15 protein-coding genes are annotated in these 20,167 nt (G+C 60.8%); 9 read left to right on the top strand and 6 right to left on the bottom strand.

Annotated features, from left to right (window positions below; translation table 11 throughout):
• Positions 1–22: 22 nt before the first annotated feature.
• Together ACYQ0G_RS10215 and ACYQ0G_RS10210 are read right to left on the bottom strand one after the other, a co-directional pair.
• Positions 23–1,039, bottom strand: coding sequence for an endonuclease/exonuclease/phosphatase family protein (locus tag ACYQ0G_RS10215; RefSeq protein WP_460102211.1), 1,017 nt, complete (start codon positions 1,037–1,039; stop codon positions 23–25).
• An 88-nt stretch (positions 1,040–1,127) separates the two neighbouring features.
• Entirely contained in the window at positions 1,128–3,314 is a 2,187-nt protein-coding gene (locus ACYQ0G_RS10210) for a DUF305 domain-containing protein (protein WP_460102210.1), read from the bottom strand.
• 193 nt (positions 3,315–3,507) lie between these two features.
• Between ACYQ0G_RS10210 and ACYQ0G_RS10205 the strand changes: the two genes are divergently transcribed.
• Entirely contained in the window at positions 3,508–3,915 is a 408-nt protein-coding gene (locus ACYQ0G_RS10205) for a baeRF12 domain-containing protein (protein ID WP_460102208.1), read from the top strand.
• 145 nt (positions 3,916–4,060) lie between these two features.
• Complete coding sequence (locus ACYQ0G_RS10200; RefSeq protein ID WP_460102206.1) at positions 4,061–5,074, top strand: serine hydrolase; 1,014 nt, start codon at positions 4,061–4,063, stop codon at positions 5,072–5,074.
• Between the two features lie 122 nt (positions 5,075–5,196).
• Here ACYQ0G_RS10200 and ACYQ0G_RS10195 read toward each other — a convergent pair whose 3' ends face one another.
• The gene (locus tag ACYQ0G_RS10195; RefSeq protein ID WP_460102204.1) at positions 5,197–5,469 is read right to left on the bottom strand and encodes a hypothetical protein; all 273 of its coding nucleotides are present in this window, start codon (positions 5,467–5,469) and stop codon (positions 5,197–5,199) included.
• Between the two features lie 239 nt (positions 5,470–5,708).
• Between ACYQ0G_RS10195 and polA the strand changes: the two genes are divergently transcribed.
• Genes polA through ACYQ0G_RS10180 form a run of 3 tightly spaced genes read left to right on the top strand, consistent with a single transcriptional unit; the run spans position 5,709 to position 10,941 of the window.
• Entirely contained in the window at positions 5,709–8,543 is a 2,835-nt protein-coding gene (gene polA / locus ACYQ0G_RS10190; RefSeq protein WP_460102202.1) for a DNA polymerase I, read from the top strand.
• A gap of 2 nt (positions 8,544–8,545) precedes the next feature.
• Positions 8,546–9,850, top strand: coding sequence for a CHASE3 domain-containing protein (locus tag ACYQ0G_RS10185; RefSeq protein WP_460102199.1), 1,305 nt, complete (start codon positions 8,546–8,548; stop codon positions 9,848–9,850).
• Positions 9,851–9,861: 11 nt separating this feature from the next.
• Positions 9,862–10,941, top strand: a complete 1,080-nt coding sequence (locus ACYQ0G_RS10180) for a mechanosensitive ion channel family protein (RefSeq protein ID WP_460102197.1) — start codon at positions 9,862–9,864, stop codon at positions 10,939–10,941.
• On the opposite strand, the gene ACYQ0G_RS10175 is transcribed toward ACYQ0G_RS10180, so the two are convergent.
• A complete protein-coding gene (locus ACYQ0G_RS10175; protein ID WP_460102195.1) occupies positions 10,942–13,266 on the bottom strand; it encodes a CDC48 family AAA ATPase in 2,325 nt (774 codons plus the stop codon).
• A gap of 491 nt (positions 13,267–13,757) precedes the next feature.
• On the opposite strand from ACYQ0G_RS10175, the gene ACYQ0G_RS10170 reads away from it, so the two are divergent.
• The 4 genes from ACYQ0G_RS10170 to ACYQ0G_RS10155 are packed head-to-tail and all read left to right on the top strand — an operon-like array spanning position 13,758 to position 17,193.
• The gene (locus ACYQ0G_RS10170; RefSeq protein ID WP_460102193.1) at positions 13,758–14,465 is read left to right on the top strand and encodes a CoA transferase subunit A; all 708 of its coding nucleotides are present in this window, start codon (positions 13,758–13,760) and stop codon (positions 14,463–14,465) included.
• Positions 14,462–15,373, top strand: a complete 912-nt coding sequence (locus tag ACYQ0G_RS10165) for a 5'-nucleotidase, lipoprotein e(P4) family (protein ID WP_460102191.1) — start codon at positions 14,462–14,464, stop codon at positions 15,371–15,373. Before ACYQ0G_RS10170 ends, ACYQ0G_RS10165 begins: the two co-directional genes overlap by 4 nt.
• 1 nt (position 15,374) lies before the next feature.
• Positions 15,375–16,040 (top strand): CoA transferase subunit B, encoded by a 666-nt coding sequence (locus tag ACYQ0G_RS10160; protein WP_460102190.1) that lies wholly within the window; start codon positions 15,375–15,377, stop codon positions 16,038–16,040.
• Between the two features lie 7 nt (positions 16,041–16,047).
• The gene (locus tag ACYQ0G_RS10155; protein WP_460102188.1) at positions 16,048–17,193 is read left to right on the top strand and encodes a CaiB/BaiF CoA transferase family protein; all 1,146 of its coding nucleotides are present in this window, start codon (positions 16,048–16,050) and stop codon (positions 17,191–17,193) included.
• A gap of 48 nt (positions 17,194–17,241) precedes the next feature.
• Here ACYQ0G_RS10155 and metK read toward each other — a convergent pair whose 3' ends face one another.
• Both metK and lnt read right to left on the bottom strand, forming a co-directional pair.
• Positions 17,242–18,483, bottom strand: a complete 1,242-nt coding sequence (metK, locus tag ACYQ0G_RS10150; RefSeq protein WP_460102186.1) for a methionine adenosyltransferase — start codon at positions 18,481–18,483, stop codon at positions 17,242–17,244.
• Between the two features lie 50 nt (positions 18,484–18,533).
• A complete protein-coding gene (lnt, locus tag ACYQ0G_RS10145) occupies positions 18,534–20,111 on the bottom strand; it encodes an apolipoprotein N-acyltransferase (RefSeq protein ID WP_460102184.1) in 1,578 nt (525 codons plus the stop codon).
• Between the last annotated feature and the right edge of the window lie 56 nt (positions 20,112–20,167).

Raw genomic sequence — 20,167 nt, 5'->3', positions numbered from 1 at the left:
AACAATCCTTTACTCCCACCTTTTACCGCTTCGGCGCGTAAACCCGTTCCAGATCGGCATCCTTGCTCTGCGGATCGACGCAAACCTTGGCGATCAGGGGCAGGTGGTCCGACCCCACATCGTCGCCGATGGCCAGCTCTTCCACCTTCACGCCATCGCGCACGAAGATCTGGTCCAGCGGCCAGCCGACCAGCGCGTAATCCGCGGGGAAGGTGGCGAAGCTGCCGCGGCCGGCGCGGGGGTCGGAGAACTTGCCTTCCTGCGCGAATTTCTGCGTCGTGCGCGACCAGGGCACATCATTGAAATCGCCGATGGCCAGTACGTTGGAAAGCGCATCGGGCGTCCTGGCCCCGGCGCGGGCGATATTGGCATCGCGCTTGGCCGTGCTTTCGCCGGGCAGCGGCGGGCGCGGGTGAAGGCCGATCAGTTCGAAGCGCGCGCCGTCTCCCATGCGCAAGGTGGCATAGAGCGTGGGCGTGTTGGAACTGGTGTTGGCGATCATTTCGGCACGGTCGACTTCCAGCCGTGTGGCGAAGGCCATGCCGTATTTGTTCTCCAGCGGGCGATCCAGCCGGTAACCATAGCTTGAAAGCACCGGCTCCAGCTCGTCCATCCACTTTTCGTTGGTTTCCATCAGCAGAAGGATATCGGGGTCGACCCGCTGGATCAGGCTGGCCGTTTCTGCATAGCGATCGTTCGGCTGGAGGACGTTGAAGGAGAGCACGCGCGCACAGCTCATCCCGTCGACTTCCTCGGGCAAGGGCACCTGTGTCGAGGCAAGGAAGCTATAGGGCCAGATCCGGTAGAGGTTGATGGCGATCACGCCCGCCGCCACGCCCAGCGCGATCCACAGCCGCGGCCGCACGGCGAACAGCGCCACCACGCCGAGCAGCGCGGCGAGATAGATCATCGGTTCGCGCATCATGTCCAGCATGCGGACCGATCCGCGGTTCGTACCCCACAGCGATACGAGCGATGCCAGAAGTAGGATGACGAGCAGGAATAGGACGATCCTGCCCACTGCCTTTGACGCTTTCATGCATTTCCCCCCTGAGTGCGGATACAAAACGGCCGCGACAGTCTTACTGCCGCGGCCGGTACTTGTTCCGCAAGTGCGGGAGGGAAGATCAGCCGCCCTTGCGGCTGTTTTCCGCGGCGCGCACCACGTCGGCGGGCCAGGTGACCTGCGTCTGGGTCTGCGGGTTGAACACGCCGCCTTCATATTGCGCCGCTTCCGCTGCGGCGATTTCCTCTGGCGTCAGGAACTCGCTTGGCTCCAGCGCGAAGACGTCGAGGCCGCGGCTGATCTCGGTCGCGTAGATGCGGCCCTTGTACCAGTAGGCCGACCAGTAACCGCCGGTCACCAGCTGGTCCTTGTCGACCGGGCCGCGATCGAAATAAGCGATTTCGAACGGGTTGCTGGCATCGGTGAAGTCGATCACGCTGATGCCGCCCTGATACCACGCCTGCACGAAGATATCGCGCCCCGGTACGGGGATGATCGAGCCATTGTGCGCGACGCAGTTTTCCTTGTCGCTTTGCGGCGCGGGCAGCTTGTAGATGCCGCGATAGCTCAGCTTGCCGTCTTCGATGGCGTAGAAGGCATCGGCGCCCCAGTTGGTCGGATCGCCGGCCTGGCAGCGCGGACGGCCACCCCCGCCCCATTCATCGGTGAAGAGGATCTTGGTGCCATCGTTGTTGAAGGTTGCCGAGTGCCAGTAGGCGAAGCCCTTGTCGGTCACATCGTCGATGCGGTTCGGCTTGAGCGGATCGGAAATGTCGAGGATGATGCCATTGCCCGAACAGGCACCGGCGGCGAGGTTTTTCGCCGGGAAAACGGTGATGTCGTGGCACTGGTTGGTGACATAGGTGTCCTGCGTACCGTCACCATGATTGCCGCCCCGCCACAGGCCGGCGATCTGGCCGTCCTTGGCAAAGACGCGCGGGCTGTCGACGATATGCGCCGCCGCCGGATTGGCCACGGGGATTTCGACCACGTCGATGCTGAACAGGGCGGTTTCATCGCCGGCGGTATCGAAGCAGCCTTCCAACTCCTCGTTATCGCGCACATAGCTGGTGCCCGAGTTATAGACCACGATCCGCTTGTCGTCGGCGCTGACGATGGAATGCGTGTGGCTGCCGCGGCAGGTCTGCACCAGACCCACCTGGCGCGGGCGCGTAATGTCGGAAATGTCGAAGATGCGCAGGCCGCGAAAGCGTTCCTCGCTGACCTTGCCGGCCACGCCCTGCAATCCGCAATCGATCCGGGCGCGGCTGTCCTGCACGCTCATCACCAGAAGGTCGCCCACGATCGACACGTCGCCCTGCCCGCCGGGGCAGACGGTGGAGGACACGAGCTGCGGCACGCCGTCCGCGCCCAGGCGATAGGCGTTGAAGCCGTGATAGCTGCCCGCCACCATCAGATCGCCAGAAAAGGCAATATCGGTATTGGCAAAATCGAGCAGCGAACCGCGCTTACCGAATTGAGGCTTATCCTCTTCGCCGTCCTTGGCTTCGGCCTTGTCGCCCTCTTCTTTCTCGATCAGCGGCTGAAGCTGCGCCGGGTTCTTGGGATCGAAGAACCCGGCGGGCTTGGGCTGCGCGGCCACCAGCCTGAGGTTCAAGATCGCCTCGCCCGCATCGCGGAAGCCCGCCGCCAGAGTTGCCCGCGGATCGCGCGAAAGATCGGCCAGCACCTCGTTCATGCGGTCGATCTCGGCCTGCTGGTCGCTCACGACATCGTTGGTGAATTCGAACAGCACCGGTTCGTAGGCGCTGCCCGGCGCATCGTGGAGCTCTTCCACCATGTCGAGCGCGCCCTTGTGGTGGGCGATCATCAGCTTGAGGAACAGTTCGTCATATGCGGTGCCGTTCGATGCGGCCAGTTCTGCCATCTGTTCGGGTGTCGCCATGCCCTTCATCAGGCCCATGCCATGCGCGCCGGTATGCATGGAATGCGGCATGGCGATCTGTTCGCCGCGCTGCTCCAGCCATTCGCGCATGAATGTCATCTCGTCGCGCTGGCCCGCCTCGATCCGGTTCGCCGTCTTGAGGATGGCATCGTTATTGGTGCGCTCCTCGGCGAGGCGCGACATCTCTACCGCCTGCTGATGGTGGGCGATCATGCCCTGCATGAAACGCACGTCGGCCGGCGAATAGCGCGTGTCGGACAGCGCGATCGCTTCCGCCTCGCCAACCACACGGGGCGTCTCTCCCGGGGCGCCGGGAAGAACGATCGGCGCGGATTGCGCCATGGCTACGCTCGACGTGGAAAGCAGCAGGCCGCAGGCAGCGGCGCGGAACAGATTGGTCATAGAAATTGGTCCCCAAGATTGTCGGCGCTCATACAGACCCAGCTTGGGCGCGGGGTCAACCGGCTAATCTGCGAACGGCACGGTCAGCCTGTCTAGTTCCGGCCTCGCTCCATCCGATCAAGAGGGTGTTCGGGGACCATTTCGGAACACTGGCCGTTGATTGCGCGAGACCAATTTACTGGAGGAGACATCCATGAAACTGCCGCACAAGGCCCATGTCGCAATCGTCGATGGCGAGAATTTCACCGTAATGCAGAACACCGGCCAGCCGTTCGAACCCAAGCTCGAAGGCGCCCAGAAGCCCGATCTCGATGCCACCAATTTCAGCGCCGGGATCAAGCATCAGGACGATATCGGCCAGCGCCGCGGCGCCACCGATCTCAACGAACTGGCCCATGGCGCGGCAGCCGCGGAATGGCTGAATGCCAAGGCGGTGGCCGGGGAAATCGACGATTTGCTGGTGATTGCCGACCCGAAGACCTTGGGTGAAATGCGCCGTCATTATCATTCGGAACTCGAAAAGCGTCTCGTCGGTGAAATCGACAAGACGATGACCGGAGAACCCACCGACCGCATCGAAAAGGCCATTGCCGCCGCCTGATTTCAGAAAGAAAAACTCTAAAACGAGCACTTAGCTCGCAGCATCTTGAGCGCTGTCGCGACACAATTCGTCGCGGCAGTGCTTGCAGCTTGCGCCAGAATACCGTTAATGTTCTGAAAACCATAACTTTGGTAACAGGATAGCCATGCGGATCACAAAACTCGGGAGTATGCTGGCAGCCGGGGCTCTTGCCCTGGGAATGCCGGCGATCGTCAGCGCTCAAGCGTATACGGCACAATTCGACCAGGTACTGGGCACCGAAGCACGCACGCCCCAGACCTATGAAGCGGTTTACGAAGATCCGCTCGGGCAGCGCATTTCCCAACTGGCAGAAGGTTCGCAGGGGCGCATCGGCGTCTATGCGATCGACCTTACCACGGGTCACGAGATCGGCGTCCTGGCCGATCAGCGCTTTCCGATGGCTAGCACCAGCAAAGTCGCTATCGCGGCAACCTATCTCGCAGGTGTCGACGCTGGAAAGTGGAGTCTGACCAGCGAATGGCGGCTGCCGCGGCCGGGCGGCGCCTATCTATCCGGCAAGCAACACCTCGACCTGATGATCAGCAAGAGCTGCAATGCCTGCACCGACGCCCTGCTCAATGCCGTCGGCGGCCCCAAGGCAGTCAATGACTGGATGCGCAGCGCAGGCATCACCGAATTCCAGCTGACCCGCGATATCGCCACACTGGTGCGCGAAGACGGCAGGGTGGATCCCGCATCCGCCGTCGATTTTCGTGACAGCGCGACCCCGCGTGCCATGGGCCAGCTTCTGGCGGGTATTTATCAGGGCAAGTGGCTCAGCGCCTCTTCGCGCGGCGTGCTGATGAACGCCATGCGGGCCACTACTACCGGCAAGAAACGCATGCGGTCAGCTCTTCCGACGAGTGCCGGCCTTGCGCACAAGACTGGCACGCTGGCCCGCACCGCGAGCGACATCGGCATTTTCCACACGCCCGACGGCCGCGCGGTGGCGGTTGCGATCTATGTCACCGGGCAGAGCCCCTCGATGGCAGTCGAGAATGGCAACCGCAGCCGCAAGCTCGAAGCACGGCAAATGCGCGACGCTCGCATCTCGACGATCACCGGCGCGCTATACCGCGGCTTTGCCGACCGTAAGGCTGATGGCCGCGTCTGGGCGGATGCCGATTACGGCGGTTAGATTTTCCTGCCTTAAGAGTATGGCCACGCACCAAGGGGCGGGACCTATAAAGAAAGGGCGGCGCCATCTGGCACCGCCCTTCTTTTTTGGAACGGTGAACCGTCCCGCAAAGCTGAACCGAATTAGTCGGCCTGAGCTTCTGCGGTGGTTTCGTCCTGAACGTCAGCTTCGACTTCAGCAGCAGCTGCGTCAGCGTCTGCAGCCATTTCGTCAGCGCCAGCTTCCATTTCAGCAGCGCCGTCTTCCATGGTGTTGCCAGCTGCTTCCATGTTGGCTTCAGTGTCGGCAGCAGCCGAATCAACGGTTTCGCCAGCGGAATCTTCGGTAGCTTCCGAGCAAGCAGCGAGCGAGAGAGCGGCGGCCGAAGCGGCGGCGACGAGTGCGATCTTACGCATAATGGTAAATCCTTAAACAGCGAGTTCTGGATGCGGAGAGGAGATCCGTCCCCGCGCAAGGCCATCAAATCCGGCCTTACGATGTCTAAATAGTGGCCACATTGTGGCACTGCAAGCCTTTTTGCGCCTTATTGCCACTATCTTGCCGCAATTCGCCGCATTTACGCCATTTTTACATTCGCAATTTTCGCTCGCTTGACGCTCCCCATCGGGGCGACTGCCTGCTAGTGCCCCTTGCGATGGCAGACAAGCAGCACCTCTATCTCGTCGATGGCTCGGCTTATATTTTCCGGGCGTATCACCGCCTGCCCCCCCTGACCGACCCCGAAGGCACGCCGGTCGGCGCGGTCTATGGCTATACCACCATGTTGTGGAAGCTGGCGGACGATCTCGACAAGGCGGACGGGCCGACGCATCTGGCGGTAATTCTCGACAAGTCGAGCCACAGTTTCCGCAACGAGATCTACGATCAGTACAAGGCCAACCGGCCCGATCCGCCTGAAGATCTGGTCCCTCAGTTCCCGCTGATCCGCGATGCGACCCGGGCCTTCAGCCTTCCCTGTATCGAGGAACCCGACGTAGAAGCGGACGACATGATCGCCTCCTATGCCCGCGCCGCGCAGGCCAAGGGCTGGGACGTGACGATCGTGTCTTCGGACAAGGATCTGATGCAGCTGGTCGGCGAGAAGGACGGCGCCAGGATCGACATGCTCGACACGATGAAAAGTGCGCGCATTTATATCGAAGAGGTCCAGGAAAAATTCGGCGTTCCGCCGGAAAAGGTCGGTGACGTATTGGCGCTGATGGGCGATTCGGTGGACAATATTCCCGGTATCTTCGGCGTAGGTCCCAAGACCGCCAGCAAGCTCATTGCCGAACATGGCGATCTGACCGCTGCGCTCGATGCAGCCGAGGGAATGAAGAAGAGCAAGCTGAAGGAGCGCCTGATCGAGCACCGCGCAAATGCCGAACTCAGTCGCGTGCTCGTGACCTTGCGCGAAGATTGCGGTCTGCCCGTCGATCTCGACGACATGAAGCTGGCTGGCGTTCCCAGCGAACCGCTTGCGGCGTTTCTGGAAAAGCACGGGTTCACCAGCCTCCTGCGGCGGCTCGAATCCGGTACCGGCAGCCCCAACCGCGCGACCGATCTCAATCCGCCCAAGCAGGAAACTGCGGGCACCGAGCCAACCAACGAAGGCAATACCCAGTCCTTGCCCGATATGCCCGCCGTGGACCGCAGCGCCTATGAATGCGTCCAGACGGAAGAGCGGCTCCGATCCTGGATCGAGCGCGCCCGCTACGCGCGGGTAGTGGCGGTGGATACCGAGACCAGTTCGCTCGACTGCATGCAGTGCGACCTGGTTGGCATCAGCCTTGCGCTCGGCCCGAACGACGCCTGCTATATCCCGCTGGCGCATGGCGGCAGCGACATGTTCGCCGAACGGCCCGAACAAATCGAGATGAAAGCCGCGCTGGAATTGCTGAAACCGCTTCTGGAAGATGATGCGGTGCTCAAGATTTTCCAGAACGGGAAGTATGACCTCAACGTGCTGTCACGCAACGGGATCGAGGTATCCCCGATCGATGACACGATGATCATCAGCTTCGCCCTCGACGCTGGTCGCAGCGAAGCCGGGATCGGCGGGGGGCACGGAATGGACGAGCTGGCGGAACGCCACCTTGGCCACAAATGCCTCAGTTTCAAGGAAGTGTGCGGCACCGGCAAGAAAGCGATTCCCTTTGGCGAGGTCCCCCTCGATAAGGCTACGGAATACGCTGCCGAGGATGCGGACGTAACCTGGCGGCTATATACGCATCTGCACCGCCGGCTGCCCGTAGAAGGCGGAACGAAGATCTACGAGCGTGTCGACCGTGCGCTGGTCCCGGTCGTTGCTGGAATGGAACGACACGGCATCAAAGTCGATCGTGCCCAGCTGGCGCGCCTGTCGGATGAGTTCGCGACCGAGACCGCCCGGCTCGAGGGCGAGATACATGAGCTGGCCGGACAGGAATTTGCTGTGGGCAGCCCTAAGCAACTGGGCGAAATCCTGTTCGAAAAGCTGGGCCACAAGGGCGGCAAGAAGGGCAAGAGCGGCCAGTATTCGACCGACCAGTCGGTGCTGGAACGCCTGTCCGGTGATGGCGCCGACATTGCCGACAAGGTGCTGGAGTGGCGCCAGCTGACCAAGCTGAAGTCGACCTATACCGATGCGCTTCAGCAGGCCATCAATCCGCGGACCGGCCGGGTCCATACCAGTTACAGCCTGGTAGGGGCTCAGACTGGCCGGCTTTCCTCAACCGATCCGAACCTCCAGAACATCCCGATCCGCACCGAAATCGGTCGCCAGATCCGCGAGGCGTTCGTGGCGGACGAGGGCAATATACTGCTCGCTGCCGACTATTCGCAGATCGAACTGCGGCTGGCAGCTCACATGGCCGATGTCGGCCCGCTGCGCGAAGCATTTGAGGAGGGCGAGGATATCCATTCGCGCACTGCGAGCGAGATGTTTGGCGAAGTCACCCGCGACACCCGCGCCCGCGCCAAGACGATCAACTTCGCGATCCTGTACGGCATTTCCCGCTGGGGTCTGGCCGGCCGCCTTAAGGTCGAACCCGACGAGGCGCAGGCCATGATCGATACCTACTTCAAGCGCTTCCCCGGCATCCAGAAGTACATTCTTCACACGCTCGAAAGCGTGCGCGAGAAGGGGTATTCGGAAACGCTGTTCGGCCGCAAGACATGGTTCCCACGGATCAATTCGAAGAATCCGAACGAACGCGCCGGTTCCGAACGCGCTGCGATCAACGCCCCGATCCAGGGCACCAGTGCCGACATCATCAAGCGGGCCATGGTTCGCATGGGGCCTGCGCTCGAAGAAGCGGGCCTCGGCCATGTACGGATGCTTTTACAGGTCCACGACGAACTTGTTTTCGAACTGCCCGAGAGCGATGCGGACGCCGCATCCGAAATCATCGAGCGCGTGATGGCAGGCGCCGCACGGCCTGCAATCGACCTTTCCGTGCCCTTGGGTATAGACATCGGAACCGGGAAGAGCTGGGGAGCGGCGCACTAGTCATGAATATGCAAGGCAAAGCTTTGGGTGTCAGGCTTCCGAACGCTATCGTCCTGCTGATCATCGGCGCTGCGATGATGGCGCTCATCTTCCTGGTCTATCAAACCGTGGAGGCGGAGCGCGCGCAGCGCCAGCAGTCGGGACATACTGCAGAACTGATCGAGGAATTGAAACGCGTCGAGACCGCAGCTCTCAACGGCGAGACCGGTCAGCGTGGGTATCTCATTACGCTCGATCGGCGTTACCTCGAACCCTATCAGGCAGGGCGGGAACAGATCGATCCGGCATTGCGCCGGGTCCGCGATCTGCTGGGCGATGACGCGACGGCACGGCAGGAGGAACTGCTGGATCAGATCAGCATGCTTTCCGAAGCGAAGTTCTCCGAGCTCGAGAACACGGTCGTCCTGCTTGAGGATGGCAAGCTGCTGGAAGCCCGCCGCGCGATTCTGAGCGACCAGGGTCAGGAAACGATGGAGCGCCTGCGCCGCTCGCTCAACGAGATGGAAGAAATCGAGCGCGAGCTGCTGTCCAGCCAGGTGCAGGATACAGCGCGGCTCGAAGGGCGGGTTCTGCCCCTGCTCGGCACGTTGATCGCCCTTCTGGTCATCGCGATCTATTTCGGTTCGCGGCTGGTTTCGCGAGCTGCTCGCGCCGAGGCGGAAGCCGCGCAGGCAGCTGCGGTTGGAGAAGCGCGCGATCGCGCCGATCTTCTTGCTCGCGAACTCAATCACCGGGTGAAGAACCTTTTCGCGGTCGTCCTCGCAATCATTCAGATGAGTGCGCGGGACAAACCCGAAGCCAAGGCTGTCACCGACGCCATTGCCGAACGTGTGCGTGCGCTGCTGACCGCGCACGAGGTCAGTCAGGGCGCGCTCGATCGCGAGCTGGCTTCGCTCGAAGCGCTGGTCGAGACCACCTTGGCGCCATATCGTTCGCAAACCCAGCCCGCTCGAATAGACGGACCCGAGGTGTTGCTGCCTGCAAAGCGGATCACTCCGCTAGGCCTGGTCCTCCATGAACTGACCACCAATGCCGTCAAATATGGAGCATGGGCCAACGGCGGCGAAATCCAGGTGAGCTGGAAATGGATGGGCGATGCCATCGAGCTTGTATGGCGCGAAAGCGGCGCAGCGCTCGAGGGAGAACCAGACCGCAAAGGCTTTGGCAGCCTGCTGATGGAAAGCGCCGCCCGGCAATTCGGTGGGAGCGTCGAGCGCGATTTCACAGCTGACGGCCTAATTGTGACCATCCTGCTGCCGCAAGTCGAACGAACTGCGAGCCTTGCAAGCTTGGAGCAAGCCCAATAGTCGCGGTGCCGATGTTCGAGCGTTACTATCCCCAGAATTGGCCGGTTTCTTACGACGGCCTGATCCACACGGCGATCGCACTCGGCGTGGCGACATTCCTGGCGCTGGCCCTGCACTGGATCGTCTTCAAGCTGCTAGGCCGGGTGACTCGCGCTTCGGCAAGCCGCGTGGACGATACGCTCGTAGATAAAATCCGGAAACCGATGCGCTGGGCGATGATCGCTTTCGGGATTTCCATCGCTGCCGAGAACGATGCCCTGATCGGGGACGGGTGGGACGTACTGATCCGCTATCTGATGCCCGCAGTTATCGGCTGGGTCGCCTTTTCCTTCGTTAAGGGGCTGGCGGCAGGTTATGAAGCGCAGCTGGCGGTAACCGGCGATGAAGTGATGCATCGCGGTTATCGGACACGCATCGCGATCCTCTCGCGCACGGCGCGGGTGGCGATCGTCATCATCACGGTCTCCCTGATCATGGTGAACATTCCCGGCGTGCGCGACGTAGGCACGACCATGCTGGCCTCGGCCGGTCTGGCAGCCTTGGCTGTCGGTGCAGCCGCGCAACCTGCTCTCAAATCTCTGATTGCCGGGTTGCAGATGGCGCTGACCCAACCGCTGCGGATTGGCGATCTGGTTAAGGTCGACGGACAGGCTGGCCGGGTAGAGGAAATCCGCATGAGCTTCGTCACCGTGAGGACGTGGGACGAGCGCGTAATGGTGGTTCCGACCAGTCGCTTTCTCGATCAGAGCTTCGAGAACTGGTCGCGGGTCAGCGAAAAGCTGACCGGCCCGGTGATGCTGCATCTTGATCCGGCCGCCGAGATCGATCCCATCCGCGAGGAATTCGAGCGGTTCGTGAAGGCTCACGCTTTGTGGGACGGGCGGAATCTCGCCTTGCTCATGACAGAGGCTTATCCGGAAAGCATTGAGCTTCGCCTGTCGATGAGTGCCGATACGATCGGCGATCTTTTCACCCTGCGCTGCGAGGCGCGCGAACACATGGTCGCATGGTTGCGGAAGAACCAGCCCGACGCGCTGATCCGCCACCGCCTCGAAGTGGAAGCGGCGAACCAGCGCGCGATGGGCAATTAATCAGTCGTCGGCACTGCCGTGCTTGCGATCGCGCGTCGGCTCTAGCATGCCTTCATGGATGAAACCGATCGGCTGAACTTCTGCCGCTCGTTTCTTCAACTCGCCGCGCATCTTCTTGTATTCGGCCTCCATCTTGCTCGTGACCGTGGCGCGGCTGTCTTTGAGCGCTTCTTCAAAGTCTGGCGCGGTCACTTCCTGCACATCGCCGCCAGCACGCTGAAGTGCGTTCAGGCCAGCACGGCGAACCACGTCTTCCAGATCGGCGCCGGTGAAGCGCTCGGTCTTGCTTGCAATACCTCCAAGGCTCACGTCCGAAGCAAGCGGCATATTGGCCGTGTGAATACCAAGGATCTGCTCGCGACCGGCCTTGTCGGGCGTGCCGACATAGACCAGTTCGTCGAACCTGCCCGGACGCAGGAGGGCGGGATCCACCAAGGTGGGGCGGTTGGTCGCACCAATAACCACGACTGACTGCAATTCTTCCAGCCCGTCCATTTCAGCAAGGATGGTGTTGACCACCCGGCCCGTGACCTGGGGCTCGCTCTGCCCCGAGCCACGGGCAGGAACCAGGCTGTCGATCTCGTCAATGAACACGACGCACGGCGCCACCGCCCGCGCACGCTTGAACATGCGGGCGATCTGCTGTTCGCTTTCGCCATACCATTTCGACAGGAGGTCGCTCGATTTCATCGAGATGAAATTGGCTTCCGCCTCCTTGGCGACGGCCTTGGCCAGCAAAGTCTTGCCGGTCCCCGGCGGCCCATACAGAAGAAAACCCTTTGCCGGGCGAATTCCCAGACGCCGGAACGCCTCGGGGTTCTTCATCGGAAGTTCGATGCCTTCCTTCAGCTTCTCGATCGAATCGCCCACCCCGCCGATATCGTTCCACCCGACATTCGGCACCTGAACCATGACCTCGCGCATCGCGCTGGGCTGGATACGCTTAAGCGCCGAGAGGAAATCCTCGCGCCCCACGTATAGTTCGTCGAGCACTTCAGGGGGAATGGTCCGCTCGTCGAGATCGATCTTAGGCATGATGCGACGTACAGCGTCGATGGCGGCTTCACGCGTGAGTGCGGCAATGTCCGCCCCGACGAAACCGTAAGTTGCCTTGGCCAGTTCTGCCAGATCGACCTTGTCGCCCAAGGGCATACCGCGAGTGTGAATGCCGAGAATCTCGCGGCGGCCTTTCTCGTCCGGTACACCGATGACGATCTCGCGATCGAACCGACCTGGACGGCGGAGCGCTTCGTCGATTGCGTCTGGCCTGTTGGTTGCCGCAATGACTACCAGATTGGAACGCGATTCAAGCCCATCCATCAGGGTGAGTAGCTGCGCGACGAGGCGCTTTTCCGCTTCGCCCGGCACGCGATCACGCTTGGGCGCGATGGAATCAATCTCATCGATGAAGATGATCGCCGGTGCCGCCTTGGTGGCCTGTTCGAATACTTCGCGCAGCGCCTTTTCGCTATCGCCATAACCCGAACCCATGATTTCGGGCCCGTTGATGGTGAAGAATTCGGCATCGCTTTCGTTGGCGACGGCCTGCGCAAGCCGCGTTTTTCCGGTTCCCGGCGGGCCGTGTAGCAGCACCCCCTTCGGCGGATCGACACCGAGACGGGTGAAGAGTTCGGGGTAGCGCAGTGGCAGTTCCACCATCTCGCGCAGAGCCTGAATCGTTTCCTCGATGCCGCCGACGTCGTCATAGTTCACCACGGCACGCGCATCGCGGGGCGCTTCGAATTCGGCGCGCAATTCGACTTCGGTATTCTCATCGATATGGACGATACCCTTGGGGCTGGTCGATACGACCGAAAGGCGGATCTGGGTCAACGCATAGGCCGGCGCGTTGAACATGCGCCGAACTTCCGGAGGCATATTCTGCACCGGCTGCTGACCCGTGGTCGCCACGAGATCCCCTGCAGTAAGGGGCTTGCCGGCGAAATTGCGCTTCAGGGCCTGAGCCGGTCCCTGCAGGCGCATGTCACGGTTTGCAGGAGCAAACACCACGCGCGTGGCTGGACGCGACTCAGCAGCCTTGACCTTCACATGCTCGCCCGAGCCGACTTCGGCATTGCCGCGCTGCAAGCCATCAAGCCGGACCACCTCGATAGCCTGGTCTTCATCGTAGGCAGACATCGCAATCGCAACTGTGGCGCGCTTTCCGATTATCTCGACCGGATCTCCTTCGGTAATACCAAGCGCCTGGAAAGCAGAGCGCGGCATCCGCGCGATGCCATGGCCGCTTTCCTCTTGGCGTGCGGCAGCGACCTGCAGCCGGACTGTTTTTTCGTCTACCGCCGTCGCAGCGTCAGCATCGGCCATGTGGAGTAATCTCCCTCGCAAGTGTCTTTCAGTCGGCCCCGAAGATGGGGACGGGTCACACACATGCAATGAGCGAGCAAAGTTATAGTGTCCGACCAGGCACGGAAGCAACCAAGAAAAAAGCCCGACTGGAAAACCAGCCGGGCTTAAAAAGTCTTGGGAGAGGATGCCTAAAAGGCACGAGGAGATATGTCGGTAAAGCGGTTATTGTGCAAGTGCGAAAAGAACAAGGTTTCTTGAAAAAAACGCAAGGTTAATTGGTAAGCTGCTGATTTTAAGTATTCGATGATGGCCTATTTGCTCGCAACTGCAGCAAAACAGCACTTTGCGTTGCTTGGGATGCATGTCGTTATCGCACGCACAGCTTTTGAGGCGAGATGAGAAACGCCCACATCCTCGCCAGTTAACGCTTCGGCTGGCGGGCGAATCGCAATCTTCGGGGTGACTTGCTCCGCGCATCTCGCTAGCAGCAATGCCGTAACGGAGGTTCGATGAACAAGCTTTTTCCCGACGCCGCATCCGCCCTCGACGGGCTCCTCAAGGATGACATGCTGATCGCCAGCGGAGGCTTCGGCCTTTGCGGTATTCCCCAGCGATTGCTGGAAGCCATTAGGGAAAGCGGGGTCAAAGGCCTCACCTTCGCCAGCAACAATGCCGGAATCGATAATGAAGGCATCGGCATGCTGCTGCGTACCCAACAAGTGAAGAAGATGATCTCGTCATATGTCGGCGAGAACAAGGAATTCGAACGCCAATTTCTGTCGGGCGAACTCGAGGTCGAATTTTGCCCGCAGGGCACGCTGGCCGAGCGCATGCGCGCTGGCGGGGCAGGCATTCCGGGGTTCTACACCAAGACCGGCGTCGGCACCCAAGTGGCCGAGGGCAAGGAAGTGAAGACTTTCGATGGTCAGGACTACATTCTTGAGCGCGGCATTTTCGCCGACCTCTCTATCGTCAAAGCATGGAAGGCCGACGAGACTGGCAACCTCGTGTTCCGCAAGACCGCTCGCAACTTCAACCAGCCTGCAGCAACCTGCGGTAAAGTCTGCGTCGTGGAAGTTGAAGAGATCGTCCCGACCGGCTCCCTCGATCCGGATTGCATCCATCTTCCCGGTGTTTACGTACAGCGCATGATCGTGGGTGCCCCCTACGACAAACAGATCGAATTCGTGACTACGCGCGAACGGGAAAGCGCATGATCCGCACCGCTTTTGCAACCACAGCCGCGCTGCTGCTCTCTGCTTGCGCAACAAGCCCAAACGCGGTTGCGCCAACATTTTCGGCAACTGCCGATGCCCCCAATATCATGCAGTGGCTGTATGGATCGGGTGAAGCAGCCGGCGCATCGATCCAGGCTTGGCGCTCGCTGGCAGATTATGCCGTAAGTAAATCGCGCCAGCGCAGCGTTCCGATCTCTGTTGCAATGGGTATCGACGGCGCAATCGCGGACCCGCAAAGCTGCGCAACCACCGGCAGCGCCAAACCACTTGCCGTAGTGTTCGACGTGGATGAGACCGTGCTCCTCAATTTAGGTTACGAATATTGGACTGCGGCTACCGGGGCCAGCTATTCGAGCGAGACTTGGAAACGCTGGGAGGAAACCGGCGCCAGCTACGTCAAGCCGGTACCCGGCGCGGTGACAGGACTTCGTCGTCTACGCGAAGCCGGCATCACGCCCGTTTTCAACACCAATCGCCAGTATAGCGCCGAAGGTGCAACCCGCGCCATCGCAGCGGTAGGCCTGGGCGAGGCGGTGCACGGTGAAACTCTTTTCCTTCGTGGTGACGATGGCTCGACGAGTGGCGGCAAGGATGCGCGCCGCGCGATGATCGCCAGCCGTTATTGTGTGATTGCTCTTGTCGGTGACAATCTTGGCGATTTTGCCGATGTTTTCAACGAAGATGGACTGCCCCCTGCGGAGCGGCGCGAACTGGCAGCGCGCGGCGATCTTGCCCAACTGTGGGGGAATGGCTGGTTCGTCCTCCCTAACCCCGTTTACGGCGATTCCCTGAAGGGAACCGTCAACGACGTGTTTCCCGAAGGCACCCGCTGGACGCCCGAAACCGCACCCTCTGCAGCGCCCGCAATCATGAATGAAGGCAACTGACATGACCGATACCGCAACCCGTACCGGCTGGGACCGTAACCAGATGGCCGCGCGCGCGGCGAGAGAACTCGAGGACGGCTATTACGTCAATCTCGGCATCGGCATTCCGACCTTGGTCGCCAATCACATCCCCGAGGGCATGCATGTCACACTCCAGAGCGAGAACGGCATGCTCGGAATTGGTCCCTTCCCTTATGAGGGCGAAGAGGATGCCGACCTGATCAATGCGGGCAAGCAGACGATCAGCGAATTGCCGCACAGCGCCTATTTCGACAGCGCGCAAAGTTTTGCCATGATCCGCGGGGGCCACATCGATCTGACTGTGCTCGGCGCGATGGAAGTGGCCGAAAATGGCGACATCGCCAACTGGATGATTCCGGGTAAGATGATCAAGGGAATGGGCGGCGCGATGGACCTCGTCGCGGGCGTGAAAAAGATCATCGTGGTCATGGACCACACGGCCAAGGACGGCAGCGCAAAGTTCATCCCGAGCTGCACCCTGCCCCTGACCGGCCAGAACGTGGTAGATATGATTATCACCAATCTGGGGGTGTTTCGCCGCCCCGATCACACCAGCGCGTTCCAGTTGATCGAACTGGCGCCCGGCGTGACTGAAGACGACATCGCCGCCAGCACGACGGCAAGTTACGAGGTCGCGCTCGGCTGAAACCCATATGGCCAGATGGCTCGAAACTCCGCGCAACGAGAACAGCCCGCTCGCCGGGCTGAAGGTTCTCGAACTCGCCCGTGTCCTTGCCGGACCCTGGGCCGGGCAGATCCTTGCCGACCTCGGCGCCGACGTGATTAAGGTAGAAAGCCCGGAAGGCGACAATACTCGCATCTGGGGTCCTCCCTGGGTCGACCATGACGGCGAAACGACCTCCGCCTATTACCACGGCTGCAATCGCGGAAAGCGTGGGATTACTGCCGATTTTCGGGACGAGCATGACCTTAAGATAGTCGCCGATCTGGCGGCCGGGGCCGATGTCGTGCTCGAAAATTTCAAGCCTGGCGGATTGGCCAAGTTCGGGCTCGATTATGCATCGCTGTCAAAAGTGAATCCCGCCCTCGTCTATTGCTCGATAACGGGTTTCGGACAGAACGGTCCGCGGCGCGACGAGCCGGGATATGATTTCGTCGTACAGGCGATGAGCGGCTTCATGGCGCTGACGGGCGAACCCGAAGGCGATCCCATCAAGATGGGTGTTTCGATCAGCGACCTATCGTGTGGGCTTTGGGCTGCCAATGCAGTGCAGGCTGCGCTGCTGATGCGATATCGCACCGGTAAAGGGCAATGGATCGACATGAGCCTGCTCGACAGTTCGGTCGCGCTATTGGCCAATCAGGCAATGAGCTATTTGACCACCGGCCAGAACCCGCCGCGTATGGGCAACGCGCACGCTCAGGTAAGCGCCTATGGAGTTTTTCCCACAAAAGACGGCAAGGTAGTGCTCGCCCCTGCCAATGACACGTTATTCCGGAAATTGCTGTCCGTCTTGGGCCGAAACGACCTGCTGAAGGATGAGCGTTACGCGACCAACGCCAGTCGTGTCGCGCATCGATCCGAAGTGGATGCGATTATCGCCGACGCTACAGGAGAGTGGTTGCGTAACGACTTGCTCGACGCCTGCGCGAAGGCCGCAATCCCGGCAGGCCCCATCAACGACCTCGACGAGGTATTCGACGATCCTCAAGTGAAGGCGCGCGGGATGTGTGTAGAGATCGATGGCATGCCGTCAGTACGCAGCCCGTTCGTTTTCTCGAATGCCGAGCTTGCCTTGGATAAGGCATCCCCCGGGAAGGGCAAAGACAACCCATAAGAAAAGGGCGACCATTGATGGGCCGCCCTCTTCGTTTTGCCTTGTGCCTTAGCGACCCAGCGCGGCCTTGAGGTCGTCGACCAGATCAGTACGCTCCCACGGGAAGGCATCGCCTTCGGCCTGGCGTCCGAAGTGGCCGTAGGCTGCGCTCTTACGATAGATCGGCTTGTTGAGGCCAAGATGCGTGCGAATTCCGCGCGGGGTCAGGCCGCCGAGTTTTTCGATGCCACGGATCGCAGTTTCCAGAGCCTCGTCGGTAACACCCTCGGCAGCAGTGCCATGCGTGTCGACATAGATCGACAGCGGCTTCGATACGCCGATAGCGTAGGAAAGCTGGATCGTGCAGCGGCGCGCCAACCCAGCAGCAACGATATTTTTCGCCAGATAGCGCGTGATGTAAGCAGCAGAACGGTCGACCTTGGTCGGATCTTTGCCACTGAACGCACCGCCGCCATGAGGGGCTGCACCGCCATAGGTATCGACGATGATCTTGCGCCCGGTCAGGCCAGCGTCGCCGTCAGGACCGCCAATCTCGAAGGCGCCAGTGGGGTTTATGTGCCATTCGGTTTCATCCGACACCCAACCTTCGGGCAGCATCTCCGTCACGACCTTTTTCACATAGGCCTTGAGCTCGCTTTCCTTTTCACCCTCATGATAGCCCTTGGCGTGCTGGGTCGAAACCACGATCGCCGTGCAGGCGACCGGCTTGCCATTCTCGTAGCGGAGCGAAAGCTGGCTCTTGGCATCGGGTTCAAGGAAGGGAGCCGCGCCGCTTTTGCGATCCGCCGCGAGCCGCTCAAGGATCTTGTGCGAATAATCGATGGTCGCCGGCATCAGATCGGGCGTTTCGTCGCAAGCGAAACCGAACATGATGCCCTGGTCGCCTGCACCTTCGTCCTTGTTCCCGCTTGAGTCGACGCCTTGAGCGATCTCAGCGGACTGGCCGTGAAGGTGATTTTCAAAGGTCAGAGTCTTCCAGTGAAAGCCGTCCTGCTCGTAACCGATATCGCGGACGGTGCGGCGCACAGCAGCTTCAATCTCGTCTTTCGCGCCGGGGGCCCAGCCCCCGTTATAGGACCATTCTTCATTGTTCTTATCGTACATGGGTGCGCAGCGAATTTCGCCCGACAGAATAACGCGCTGGGTGGTCGTCATCGTTTCACAGGCCACCCGAGACTCAGGGTCCTTAGCAAGCATCAGATCGACGATCGCGTCCGAGATCTGGTCGGAAACCTTGTCCGGGTGCCCTTCGGAAACACTTTCGGAAGTGAAGAGATAGTTGGTGCGCATTCGGAACCCCGGTGAAAGATATAAAGATAGCTTTAAGTGTTGCTTCCTAGCTAGCGACGCGCGCGACGGACTGCAACCAGCGATCCAATGAGAAGCAGCAAACCCCAGATGAGGGTGAGCCAATGATCCATCGCCGAAAAAGGAGTTGGCTTGCCTGCAGGCGGCACCAACGTATCGATACGTGCAGCCTTGTTCCTACCGATGTGCTGACGCACGATGCCATTCGCATCGATCACAGCACTGATGCCTGTCGTCGTCGATCGAAGGACCGGCAGGGCCTCTTCAATCGCGCGCATGCGGGCTTGGGCGAGGTGCTGCGGTGGGCCCCAATCGCCGAACCAGCCATCGTTCGACGGGTTGAAGATATAATCCGGACGATTTCCTCGTTCGGCAACTTCCCCCGAAAAGACAATCTCGTAACAGATTTGCATCCCGGCCTTGCCTTGCGGGCCGAAATCGAAAGTAAGGGGCCCGGGTCCGGGAATGAAGTCGATTGAGCCTGCAACAAGGCGCGACATGCCGAGCGGTTCGAGAAGCGCACGCATGGGGAGATATTCTCCGTACGGAACCAGATGTGCCTTGGCATAACGTTTGCCAAGATTGCCCTCTGCATCGATCGGCGTGATAGCATTATAGGCGCCGGTAGCTCGGGCACGGCCATCCACGTCCTCGATCTCGAGATCGACCGCGCCGGTGAGCAGAAGCGCACCCTCCCCCAGCGTCTGGCCGATACGATAACGCGCGAAGGCGGGGTCGCCACCTGCCGTCATCTGCGTGTAATAGCGCTGCGGATAGCCGGGACGAAGGTAATCCGGCACGCCGCTTTCAGGCCACAGGACGAGCCTGCGGCTAACCGGGCGCTCCGGCACGCTGAGAGAGGCGATACGGCGGAACTGCTCCTCATATTTGCTCGGATCGTCGAGCTCTTCCTGCTGCAGATTGGGCTGGACGAGTGTTAGCGGCAGAGTGCCTTCCCTGCGTTCGGGGGCGGGCAGATACATCGCCGCGATCAGGCCAGCCAGCACTGCGCCCGAAACAGCCCAGCGGCGCGCCGAGATTGTCCATGCGAAGATGCCGCACAAGGCAACCATCAGCCCGGACAGCGCATAGCTGCCTACCCACGGCAGGATGACGGCGACGCCAGGCCTTTCCCAATCGCCAAGCATCATCATCGAGAAGGGGCCCCAGGCATAGCCGGTGAAGACCCAACTGCGGAACCATTCCGCGCCGATCCACAAACCGCCTATCGCCAGCGCGAAGGGGATGAGCCCCCTGCCCCGCGTCAGAAGCCACGCACAAAGAGTGGCGAGGGCCGGCCAGACTGCAAGATAGAGCGAGAGGAGCGGAACCGCGGCCCAGCCTAGGGCGGGGGGCATTTCGGCCTGATAGGTGAAGGCCGTCGCGATCCAGTTGTTGGTGAGCGTGAAATGCGCCACCCCGAACAGCCAGCCGGTCAGAAATGCAGCTTTGCCGCTACCCTGCCGACAGGCGAGCCAGACGAACCCGGCCATTGCGGCAAGGCCAACCGGCCACAGATGCAGGGGTTGGAAGCCGGTTGCCGAAATCAGGCCGAGCAAGAGCGCACACCAGCGAGGATGGCGCAGGGCAAAAGCGGGGATTTTCTCCATCGCCACGCCTGTTACGTCAGGGCGCGGCGATGGCAAGCGAAAGCAGGATGGGTAAG

It is taken from the genome of Qipengyuania triglochinis, assembly GCF_054655615.1.
This window is presented reverse-complemented; position numbering and strand designations above follow the sequence as displayed.

Excerpts from the sequence above, each read along its gene's own strand:
- ACYQ0G_RS10165 (WP_460102191.1), top strand. The coding sequence starts at position 14,462 with ATGATCCGCACCGCTTTTGCAACCACAGCCGCGCTGCTGCTCTCTGCT.
- ACYQ0G_RS10180 (WP_460102197.1), top strand. The coding sequence starts at position 9,862 with ATGTTCGAGCGTTACTATCCCCAGAATTGGCCGGTTTCTTACGACGGC.
- ACYQ0G_RS10200 (WP_460102206.1), top strand. The coding sequence starts at position 4,061 with ATGCGGATCACAAAACTCGGGAGTATGCTGGCAGCCGGGGCTCTTGCC.
- polA (WP_460102202.1), top strand. The coding sequence starts at position 5,709 with ATGGCAGACAAGCAGCACCTCTATCTCGTCGATGGCTCGGCTTATATT.
- ACYQ0G_RS10155 (WP_460102188.1), top strand. The coding sequence starts at position 16,048 with ATGGCCAGATGGCTCGAAACTCCGCGCAACGAGAACAGCCCGCTCGCC.
- ACYQ0G_RS10175 (WP_460102195.1), bottom strand. The coding sequence starts at position 13,266 with ATGGCCGATGCTGACGCTGCGACGGCGGTAGACGAAAAAACAGTCCGG.
- lnt (WP_460102184.1), bottom strand. The coding sequence starts at position 20,111 with ATGGAGAAAATCCCCGCTTTTGCCCTGCGCCATCCTCGCTGGTGTGCG.
- ACYQ0G_RS10205 (WP_460102208.1), top strand. The coding sequence starts at position 3,508 with ATGAAACTGCCGCACAAGGCCCATGTCGCAATCGTCGATGGCGAGAAT.
- metK (WP_460102186.1), bottom strand. The coding sequence starts at position 18,483 with ATGCGCACCAACTATCTCTTCACTTCCGAAAGTGTTTCCGAAGGGCAC.
- ACYQ0G_RS10185 (WP_460102199.1), top strand. The coding sequence starts at position 8,546 with ATGAATATGCAAGGCAAAGCTTTGGGTGTCAGGCTTCCGAACGCTATC.
- ACYQ0G_RS10160 (WP_460102190.1), top strand. The coding sequence starts at position 15,375 with ATGACCGATACCGCAACCCGTACCGGCTGGGACCGTAACCAGATGGCC.
- ACYQ0G_RS10195 (WP_460102204.1), bottom strand. The coding sequence starts at position 5,469 with ATGCGTAAGATCGCACTCGTCGCCGCCGCTTCGGCCGCCGCTCTCTCG.
- ACYQ0G_RS10215 (WP_460102211.1), bottom strand. The coding sequence starts at position 1,039 with ATGAAAGCGTCAAAGGCAGTGGGCAGGATCGTCCTATTCCTGCTCGTC.
- ACYQ0G_RS10170 (WP_460102193.1), top strand. The coding sequence starts at position 13,758 with ATGAACAAGCTTTTTCCCGACGCCGCATCCGCCCTCGACGGGCTCCTC.
- ACYQ0G_RS10210 (WP_460102210.1), bottom strand. The coding sequence starts at position 3,314 with ATGACCAATCTGTTCCGCGCCGCTGCCTGCGGCCTGCTGCTTTCCACG.